The organism is Verrucomicrobiota bacterium (assembly GCA_039027815.1).
Lineage (GTDB): Bacteria > Verrucomicrobiota > Verrucomicrobiia > Verrucomicrobiales > JBCCJK01 > JBCCJK01.
Window position 1 is genome coordinate 1 of the sequence record JBCCJK010000061.1, and the last position, 9,472, is coordinate 9,472.

Consider the following 9,472-nt stretch of genomic DNA (forward strand, 5'->3'; position numbering starts at 1 on the left):
ACGCTGCTGCCGTCCACCGCTTTGAGCGCACGACCCCGCCAGCGGTAGTCTCCGCCCAACGAGCGATCCAAGCCTTCCACCAAGTGCTCGTGGATGGCTTCGAGCATCTCTTCAGGCAGCCGCTGGCGCGCCTTGCAGTAGGAGGAAGTGTCCGCGCTGGGGACCGGAAGCTCCGCTGCCGCACTCCAGCTCTGCACTCGCGCCACCGCTTGCGCGCAGGAGCTATCCTCACTGAGCGCCTGACTCAAAAACGCCCAGAAGGCCACTTCTTGCGGCAAGCGCCGCCGACGTCCGTTGCTGGCATGTCGCCCCACCAGTTCAGGCGGGATCACCTCCTTAAGCATCCCCTGCAGCTCTCCCAGTCCGCTTCCACGAACCCGTTCCAGCTCACGCTTCATCCGCTCTTGCGCTCCGCGCTTCGCTCGCCCAAATAGCTTCCGGGGGAAGCCGTCCAAATACGGTTGTTTTGTTTTCACACCTCAAACTATCGCCGGGCGGCTTCCTCTCCACTCTTTTTGCCTGCCTCAACCCAACAATTTCCCCCGATGATGGCCCTTAATCCCGCGCCATTCATGGCTGACCCTATTTTCGGAGGAGTTGGCCTGTGCGCCGGGCGACTGGTTGCGCTACCTTGGCAGAAAGATGGGAGTTGTAGGCATTCAGAATTCCCCCGAGGCCACGCCGGTGCTTTATTTATTTGGGGGCCTCAACGGCTCGGGAAAGGTTTTTGACCTGATCGACGATGGCTTGTCATTTGGCCTTGAGAGCACGCTGAGTGGGACCAGTCAGCGGAAGTGGCTCGAGCGGGCCAAGTGCCTGGGCTACCAAATCGAGCTGCATTTCCTCTAGCTTCCACCAGCGTATCGACCAACGAGTCTAGTCCGGCGGCCACGACATCCCCACGGCGGACTTGGTGCGTCTTTTTCCGAGAAGCTTGGACAACTTCAACAAGCTGTATGCGCCGATTTCCGACCGTTGGCATGTCTGGGATAATCGAGATGACACCCCTCGCTTGGTGCTGGAGTCAAAATCCGCTAAAGTTACCGAATTGGAACAACTCGGATGAACAAGACCAAGACAATCGCGGCTAGGCCGGAGATGACTTCGGTAGAGCGAGGAAAAGTCGCTGCGTTGGAAGCGGCCAAAGAAGTCCGCGCTGAGCGTAAGCGCTGGGGCATGCCTTTGTTGGTGTTGCGGGATGGAGAGATCGTCGAAGAACAACCTTGAGTGGATGTCGGAAAGCCCGAAGGCTGTTGCATGAAACTTCAACAAGGCCAGATTTGGAAGCAGGGGGAGCGGCACTATCGAATCGTGAAGTGGGCGCGTTTGAGTATTGATTACAAGCTCATCACCAATCTGGAAACCGGTGAAGGGACGAGGCATCACGTGACCAAAAAGGAGTTTTGCCATCTGATCAAAGGAGCCAGTTTGATCGAGCCCGATTTGCCTCATTGAGCGTCGCTTCTACCAGTTTCTCGAGCAGCTTTCCCTAAGAGCCGCTCTTCCCCGGTTTTTTTGAGGCGAGCGATGGCTTGTCAGGCGGTCGAGTGTTCGGCATGGTGTCACTGGCATGAAGGAGCCCCCACCGTCCTTGGATCCATCGGAAGATTCGCCCCCCTCTGCGCAGCGAGAGCCTTGGTGGCTGTATCAGGAGTATCCCAAGGAAGATATCGAGGGGACGGAGATGTTTCGTCCCTTTTTCCGACGGAGGCGGACGTGGCTGGTTTTCACTGGTCTGGGTCTCTTTTTGGGATTGGTTTTTCTTCTGCCGATGGGGTGGCCGAGCCATGCGGGGGAGGGCCTGGAGGCGGGCAAGGTTTGCTTGGGCTTGGGGATTTTTGCCTTGGTGGCGTTTCTTTGGCTGACGGAGGCCTTGCCGCTGGCGGCCACGGCGCTCTTGGTGCCTGTCCTCGCGAGTGGCTCGGGCTTGCTGTCGGTGCCGTCTGCTTTGGCGAGTTTTGCCCACCCCTTGATTTTTCTTTTCTTGGGAGGCTTCGCCTTGGCGGCGGCTTTGGCCTACCAAGGCTTGGATCGTTGGATTGCCAATCGATTGATTCGCTTGGGAGGAGGCCAGTTTCTGTGGGCGGCGCTTTGGCTTTTTGGCGCGACGGCTGGCCTTTCCATGTGGATGAGCAATACCGCTACTACGGCTATGATGATCCCGCTGGTCCTGGGTGTGCTGCGTCGCTTGGAAGCCGAAGCTCCTGGGCAACCAACGAGTAGCCAAGGCTTATTTCTTCTCTTGGGGGTGGCCTACGCCGCGAGCATTGGGGGCTTGGGAACCATCGTGGGTTCGCCCCCCAATGGGGTGGCGGCGGAGAAGCTGGGGTTGGGGTTCCTCGAGTGGATGGCCATCGGCCTGCCGGCGGTGGGCCTGCTTTTGCCCGTCATGGTGGGGGTCTTGTTCTGTCTGCTCCGTCCCAAGACCGAGGTCTCCTTGGCGATGGAGGAGGCGCCTTTCCGTTTGAACTGGCATCGCTGGGTCACTTTGCTGCTTTTTGCAGTGACGGCCTTGAGTTGGGTCTTTTCGCAGCAGATTGCGGGATGGCTTGGGATCGCAAAGGGCGTGGATACGGTGATCGCTCTCATGGCGGTGGTGGCGCTGCTTTATTTCAGGGTGGTGCGGTGGCGAGATATCGATCGGGCCACGGATTGGGGGGTGCTTTTGCTTTTTGGCGGCGGCCTGGCGCTCTCCTCTGTTTTGAAGGAGTCGGGAGCGAGTCTTTTTCTGGCGCGGGTTTTTGTGGAGGGCGTGCAGGGATGGCCCCTGTTCCTCTTGGTGGGAGCGGTGGTGGCCTTTGTCATTTTCCTGACGGAGTTGTCCAGCAACACGGCCACGGCAGCTCTCCTGGTGCCGATTTTCTACACGGTGGCCCTGGAGCTGGAGTTGGCTGGCGGGGTCTTCGTGGTGCCTCTGGCCTTGGCCGCTAGCTGCGCTTTCATGCTGCCGGTGGCGACGCCTCCCAACGCTATCGTTTTCGGAACAGGGCGAGTGCCCCAACGGCAGATGATGCGGGTGGGCTTGGTGCTGAATTTGGTTTCGATCGCGATTTTGACCGGATGGTCAACTTTGCATGCTTGAGTCTACGTCCTGGGGTAAGGGGAAGAATGCGGACGCGACCGTTTCCCAAGCGTTTCTGGCGATTCTCTCTCTGGACAGTAGGGGGGCTGGGTTGGCTGTGGCTAGGTGCGTGCCAGAAGTCGGGAGGGCCGGATTCCGCAGAGGGCGAGACCCCACCCGGGATGGTGCTGATTCCCGGTGGGACCTTTCAAATGGGGGGGGACGCCGGAGAAATGGGAGGAAATTCGAACTCCCACCAGTCGGCTTACCCGGTCCACCAAGTCACGGTGAATGCCTTCTGGCTGGATGAGGCGGAGGTGACCAATCAGGAGTTTGCCCAATTCGTAGAGGCCACCGGCTATGTGACCTTTGCCGAGCGGCCTTTTCCGGAGGACGTGATCCAAGAGATGCAGGCTCAGGCCGAACGCAGCCTCGCGGAGATGCGGACGAGCTTGGCGCAAGCGGAGGAGGGAGAGAAGGAAGCTCTCGCGGCCTCCCTGGCCCGGGTGGAAGAGGCCGTGGCTGCCATCCATCTCCCGGGAGCGATTGTGTTTGAGCCGGCTACGAGAGTCCATAGCGAACGGGACATTACCCAATGGTGGAGGCTGGTGCCGGGTTCTTCCTGGAAGCAACCAGAGGGCCCTGGCTCCACCTGGAAGGGGCGAGAAACCCATCCGGTCGTGAATGTGACCCATGAGGATGCGGCGGCCTACGCCGCGTGGGCGGGCAAGCGTTTGCCAACCGAGGCGGAGTGGGAGCGAGCGGCGCGAGGGGGCTTGGCCAAGCAGCCTTTCGTGTGGGGGGACCAGTTCTTCCCGCGGGGAGAGGGGGTTTGGATGGCCAATATCTGGCAGGGCGAATGGCCCAAGGAAAACACGGGGCTGGACGGCTTTGTCGCGACTTCACCGGTCAAGTCCTTTCCGCCGAATGCTTACGGATTGTATGATATGGCGGGGAATGTCTGGGAGATCGTGGCCGACTACTATCACCCTTATGCCTACCGCCTACGCCCGGACGGGGTCAAAAACCCGGTCGGTCCTCGGCGCGATCAGGTGGCCGCTCCCGGCCAGCGCGTGGTGGCTCATGTGACCCGGGGGGGGTCCTTTCTTTGCTCAGATGTTTGGTGCAAGGGCTACCAACCGGGAGCGAGGCAGTCCTTTGACAGCGAGTCGCCTTCCAATCATACGGGTTTTCGTTGTGCTCGTGACCTGGAATAATTTTTTGCTTTTTTCGACGGCGAGCCTGGTTGCCTTCCTTTTTGGTGAGCTAGGGGTCTGGCCATTCTACCAGCCAATTCTGCAGCTTGGTATTAGACAGAGCTTTCGGAGCGCATGCTCCAGCGGGAACGAGTCTCCTCCAGGTGGAGGGTAGCGGCCGCTTTCTGGAGGTGGCGGGAGCTGGTCTCGAAGGAGAGGGAGGAGGGAAGGGCGTCCTCGCCATACTCCCCTCTGAGGAAAGCCAACAAGTCGAAGTAAGAGATATCGGCTGGATTTTTCCCGGTGGTGCGGGCGAGCTTGCTGGCGAAGAGGGCCGTGCCGTCTTCGAAGAATCGCTCGGTGGTGGATCCGTAGGAGGAATAAGGGTGGTAGGCGAGGCGGTCCGGTGCTTGGGCCTGCAACCACGAGCTGTAAGCCCAGAACTCACTAAAGGTTCCTTCGCCTCCCACGCTTTTCATCATGGCGAGCGGCCACGGGTCGGTCGTTCCGAGGGCCTGGCAAACCTTTTCCAAAAGCCCGGCCACCTGGTCTTGGTGGAACCACAGATGATGGGGCACGAAGGTTCCTTCTGGCTCTTCGATGGGGGCAATGGAGAGGAATTGGCGAATCCATTCGGCCCATTTGGCGACAATGGCCGGGTTTCCCCCGCTGCGATGTTGCAGCAGGGCGAAGGCGGGAACGCCTTCCACAAAAAGCGGCCAAGGCGCCACCGGCAAAAGATCGGCGTCCCAGACGAGGTAGTCCTCACTCAAATCCTCGAGGAAGGTCCCGGCTCCCATCTTGAGCAGTTGTTGGAAGAACCAGCCGGGTGTGTAGAGTGAACCGGCTAGGCGAAGTGGTTCCGCGAGGTCACCTTTGCTGAGGCCGTAGCGGGGTTCGAAGAGAGATTCCTCCGCCAAGCAGACGATGGGCGAGGTCGACCACTGGCCCGCCTTCTTTTCGATGGCGGCCACTTGCTCGCCCGGGGTCAGGAGGAAGAGACGGCGCGGGCGATACCAGAAGGTCAAGCCCTCCAATACCGCCCGCGTGTTCCAACCAGTTTGATAAAGCGGCAGGACCACATCGTGCCCTGAGAGTGTCGGCCCGGGCTTCAAGCGGCGGCGGGGATGGGGTCGCCGTCTCCCACGGTGCCGGGGTGTTCCAGGCCGACTTCGTGACAGTGGACTTCGGTGCCGAGGCCGCCATGGGGCAGTTCGCTGCAGAGTTTCCCGTAGTCGTCGAGGGTTTGGTAGAGATCCTCGCGGGAGAGAGAAGCCAAGTAACCGCATTGGCCCAGTTCGCCCTTCGGCATGGGGGCGACCAAGTGACCGCCTCGCTTCTGTTCCATCTTGAGCTGGGCCTCCCAGATGAGGGACTTTTGTTCGAGGATGGGGTGGTAGAGGCTCAACTCAAAGGTCCCGATCAGCTTGAGGATGCGGTCGAGTTGCTCCCGAGAAATCCAGCCTTGGAGATGACTGAGGTAGCTGTTGTAGCCCATCCCCACCGAGATGGCGTGGCCGTGGAGCATGCCAGCCGGGATCTCAAAACCGGGAGACCAGGTGTGGCCGAAGGCGTGAGGACGGCATTGGTGGGTTTCGTAGAGGTTGTCGTATTCTGATTCGACGTAGCTCTGGATGGCCAAGCCGAGAATGTGGCGGGACTGTTGGTGGATCGGGTCGTCGGGCTCGACGTCGAGGGTCCCGAAGCGGGTGGTGATGAGACGAGGTCCCACCTCTTCCAAGGCTTCGAAGAGGGCAAAGTCTTTCACGCAGGCCATCTTGATGATTTCGGCGATACCGTGGCGAAGCCAGCCTTCTCGCAAGGTGCGGAAGAAGTAGCGATCGGTGATGGAAAGAAGGGGTGCCTGGTAAGCCCCAAAGAGGTTTTTGTAACCGAAGCCATCACAGCAAGTCCGAGGAGAAGGCCCGGCGTCGATTCCGGCCACGATCGAGGTCGAGAGCATGACGTAAGGCGTGCTGCGGTGGTAAAGCGCGCAGGCCAAACCACCGGTGTCCGCCAACACACCGCCGCCCACCAAGAGGACTGGTTCATTCCGGGAAACGCCCAGCTCCTTGAAGTCCCCCAGCATGCGCTCGACGGTATGGATCCCCTTGTCGACCTCCATCGCGCGATAGACCAGCTTTTTGAGAGGGATGTGATTGGCTTCGAAATAGGCTTCGATCTCAGAGCCGAAGTGTTCTTCCACGTTGGTGTCAACCAGGGCCACGCAGCGGTCGTGGGGCTGGTAGATTTCGGCCAAGAGCTTTTGCTCAGGCGACAGCACCCCCTCCACGACCTCGATGCTGGTGTAGGTCTGCGAGGTCATGACGGCTTCCACCCGCTGGTGGTCCGGGGTGGCCACCACGTGACCCGATCCCGAACGGTAGGGAGAAGTGGGGTAGATAGCATGGGGATTGTTTGCGACCAAACGATCCTCCCACTCCTGCAAGAATTCGCCCTGGGAGCCGGACTTCAGCCATGGCAGCAGCTTGCTTTCCCCGAGGGGCGTTTCAGAAAACCGCTTGCTCCAGCTTTCCCAGTGCTCAGCGTTTTGGGAGGAGAGGGGCTGGATGGCCTTGGTGACCGCGCTTCCGAAAGCACTGAGAGGGAGACTGAAGGCGCAGCGGAGCTGACGAACGGGGGCCAGAGCCTCGAGGAAACCAGCGGCTTGGAATTCTGTGTTCAGTTCCGGACTGTAAATGTCATTTTCCTGAACCGACCTCAGAAAATGGAGAAAGGCCTCGCTCTCCAATAATTGGTCCCGCAGGTTGGAGGCATCGGAAGAAACGGGGAAGCTCTCCTGGGCGAAATCTTGGAGAGCGGAAAGAATGGACTGGGTGATCATAGGTTCTGGGTTGGGTTCAATATCACGGGGGAATTTTCACTTACGACTCAGCAGGAATCGAAAGCGGAGAGTGTTTGGGATCCCGCGCCAAGGCGGGTCGAGCAGCGAGGGCTTGGCGAGCCTCCGGAGCGGAGGCAGGGGCGAGGCGAGCTTGGGTTTTCCACCAACGTTCCACCAGGAAGTGGTGCGGAAGAGTCAAAACCAGGAAGCTCAAGAGCAAGACGGCCGTCCAATCGAAAGGGTTGGCTAGGCTTCCCCGCCACGCTACCACTAGAGCCACACAAAAAATCACGGGGAGAAGGAAAGGGAGGCTGGCGCGGTGAACACGAAAGAGACTTTGCCAGAGAGGAAGCTTCGAGTTTGGAGAGGGGATTTCCCGCTTTGCGAGTTCGACGGTGTGGCGAAAAGCGTGCCAAGTCAGAAAATAAAGCCCAACCGAGAAGAGGGGGTGAAGAGCGATGACAACCAGTAGCAACAAGAGACCTTCGCCCAGTTCCACGAGGGCGCGTTGGGTCGTTTGGCGGACCATGCTGAGAAAGAGGGCGATGGCCCAAAGGCAAGCGAAAACAAGGCCGCCCGCTTGGCCGAGGCCTTGAATTTCTCCAACCGCAAAGGTCACTCCGGAAGCGGGTCGGAGGAAGGCGAGGGCTTCTTGCCCGAGAGTGGCGATGGCGGTGGGGTGAAGAGCCAGAGTGAGAGAGAAGAAGAGCCCTATGCGCCAGATGCCGCCACCGGTCCGGCGGCCATCGGGAGCGAAGCGCTGAAGGTCCCGCTCATCGGCTGACCCAAAGTGGAGAATCGTAAGGAGGAGAAAACCGCAAAGAGCAAGGGTCGGGAAGAACCAAGCGAGCGCCAAAATGCCAAAGGCGATGGCCGAGTAGGCGAGAAAATATCCCATCTTTTGAGCGGGGGAGACGGGTTTGAGGATGATCCAGTCCCCGGCCCCGTGGGCCATCCCGATCAAGGGCAAAGAGATGAGGAAAGGGAGCCAGGGAAGGCCGCTGTGAAGAGAAAACACCAGGGCGGCCAGTCCGCCGAGGGCAAAGAAAAACCAGGACAGGAAGAGCCCTTCCTGTCCTGGTTTGATCCAATTCATGACTGTCTCGAGTGGAGAGTCTTTAGACTTTGGCTGAGCCGCCGCCCATGGACTCCACCGCGGGCTGATAGCCGTCTTCTGCCGAGCGAAGCATGCAGACGTAGCTGAGCATGGCTCCGTAAACGACTTTCGACGTTACGTCCACAATCGTGAAGAGCACTTGACGCCACACCGAACCGCTCGGGTTCCAGGCGAAGGCGGGAATGGCGATCACAATGCCATAAATGGTCCACGAGATGAGAAAGAGAATCGCGATGCCTTTCATGACACCGGCTGCCTTGGTAGAAAGACTCCTGGTGAGGGGCATGACTCCTTTGAAGAAGATCCAAAGGACAATGAGGTAGGCAATCCATCCCAAAATATAGAAGACCCAGAAAAGTCCGACCGCACCGCTGTCGGGCGCTTCGGGATTGAAACCATACTCAAAGACTTGTGCAATATAGCTAAACACCACCATCGCAAGGCCCGAAAGTCCGAAACCGACGGCCAGACTCTTGAATTTCCCTGCTGCGACTGGAACAACAAATAGGATCTGAAGAAGGAGCATGGGCACATCGATCGACCAGTTTAGGTAGCGATATCCATTGGAGAAGGTGGTGCCGGTCTCCCCTTGTGAGTAGGCGGTAGACCAAACTTCTCCGTCATAGGTGAAAGCGCGGTCCCAGCTTTGCTGCTGGTTGAAAAGAATGATGGCCGCGGAAACCATAACCACGGCGGAGAGATAGTTGCTCATTCGGTATTTTGGAGCCACTTCCCTAGCGGTAATGATGAAGTAGACCAAGCCGGCCAAAGTGGCACCCACACCAAAGACCAGAATATGGGAAATGATATCCCACTGGTAGCTTTGGTAGGTGAAGAAGTTTTCCATGTTTTCCATGATGTGTCGTTGGGTTTAGGTTTATCTTTTAGTTCAAAGGACAACCGGACTACGTGCCGCTCCGCAAAGTCGGAGCAAAAACTGGCTGGCGGTCGAAAATTAATTAGACAAAAGAAGGCATCTACCGAAAGGGGGCGCCCGTAGGGCTGCCCGCTTTTCAAGCCTTTTGGTTATAGTCGATTTTGAGAAGTCGAGAAATCGGGCCGCAGCAAGTTGTTTTATACCAACCTCCAGAATTCACTGGAAGAATGGAGGTGAGGTGTTGTGGGGAAGAGGCGCTGAAGCGCGGGGAAGGGAGAGCCGGTGTCTTTCGAGCCAGCCCTGCGTTGCTCCTCGGTTACGGTGCCTGCACCGCGCCCTCGTCGCGCCTTGGTCTGGCCCGAAATCCACTCGGCCA

Annotated in this window: 10 protein-coding genes; 5 read left to right on the forward strand and 5 right to left on the reverse strand. The window is 58.8% G+C overall.

Annotated elements, in window-relative coordinates:
- Positions 1–398, reverse strand: a 398-nt coding sequence (locus AAF555_11725) for a transposase domain-containing protein (protein ID MEM6912233.1), incomplete at its 3' end; no start/stop codon positions are given.
- Positions 399–642: 244 nt separating this feature from the next.
- On the opposite strand from AAF555_11725, the gene AAF555_11730 reads away from it, so the two are divergent.
- The 5 genes from AAF555_11730 (at position 643) to AAF555_11750 (ending at position 4,278) form a co-directional block, all read left to right on the forward strand.
- Positions 643–849: a hypothetical protein gene (locus AAF555_11730; GenBank protein MEM6912234.1), complete on the forward strand. Its 207-nt coding sequence runs from the start codon at positions 643–645 to the stop codon at positions 847–849.
- Between the two features lie 213 nt (positions 850–1,062).
- Positions 1,063–1,227, forward strand: coding sequence for a hypothetical protein (locus tag AAF555_11735; GenBank protein MEM6912235.1), 165 nt, complete (start codon positions 1,063–1,065; stop codon positions 1,225–1,227).
- Positions 1,228–1,257: 30 nt separating this feature from the next.
- Entirely contained in the window at positions 1,258–1,455 is a 198-nt protein-coding gene (locus tag AAF555_11740; protein MEM6912236.1) for a hypothetical protein, read from the forward strand.
- A gap of 229 nt (positions 1,456–1,684) precedes the next feature.
- On the forward strand, positions 1,685–3,082 hold the full coding sequence (locus tag AAF555_11745; GenBank protein MEM6912237.1) for a DASS family sodium-coupled anion symporter: 1,398 nt from the start codon (positions 1,685–1,687) through the stop codon (positions 3,080–3,082).
- A gap of 161 nt (positions 3,083–3,243) precedes the next feature.
- On the forward strand, positions 3,244–4,278 hold the full coding sequence (locus AAF555_11750; protein ID MEM6912238.1) for a formylglycine-generating enzyme family protein: 1,035 nt from the start codon (positions 3,244–3,246) through the stop codon (positions 4,276–4,278).
- A 92-nt stretch (positions 4,279–4,370) separates the two neighbouring features.
- On the opposite strand, the gene AAF555_11755 is transcribed toward AAF555_11750, so the two are convergent.
- The 4 genes from AAF555_11755 to AAF555_11770 are packed head-to-tail and all read right to left on the reverse strand — an operon-like array spanning position 4,371 to position 9,075.
- Entirely contained in the window at positions 4,371–5,372 is a 1,002-nt protein-coding gene (locus AAF555_11755; GenBank protein ID MEM6912239.1) for a DUF6492 family protein, read from the reverse strand.
- Entirely contained in the window at positions 5,369–7,102 is a 1,734-nt protein-coding gene (locus AAF555_11760) for a sedoheptulose 7-phosphate cyclase (GenBank protein MEM6912240.1), read from the reverse strand. The genes AAF555_11755 and AAF555_11760 overlap by 4 nt, the downstream gene beginning before the upstream one ends.
- Before the next feature lie 40 nt (positions 7,103–7,142).
- A complete protein-coding gene (locus AAF555_11765; GenBank protein ID MEM6912241.1) occupies positions 7,143–8,198 on the reverse strand; it encodes a Brp/Blh family beta-carotene 15,15'-dioxygenase in 1,056 nt (351 codons plus the stop codon).
- A 22-nt stretch (positions 8,199–8,220) separates the two neighbouring features.
- Positions 8,221–9,075, reverse strand: coding sequence for a bacteriorhodopsin (locus AAF555_11770; protein MEM6912242.1), 855 nt, complete (start codon positions 9,073–9,075; stop codon positions 8,221–8,223).
- Between the last annotated feature and the right edge of the window lie 397 nt (positions 9,076–9,472).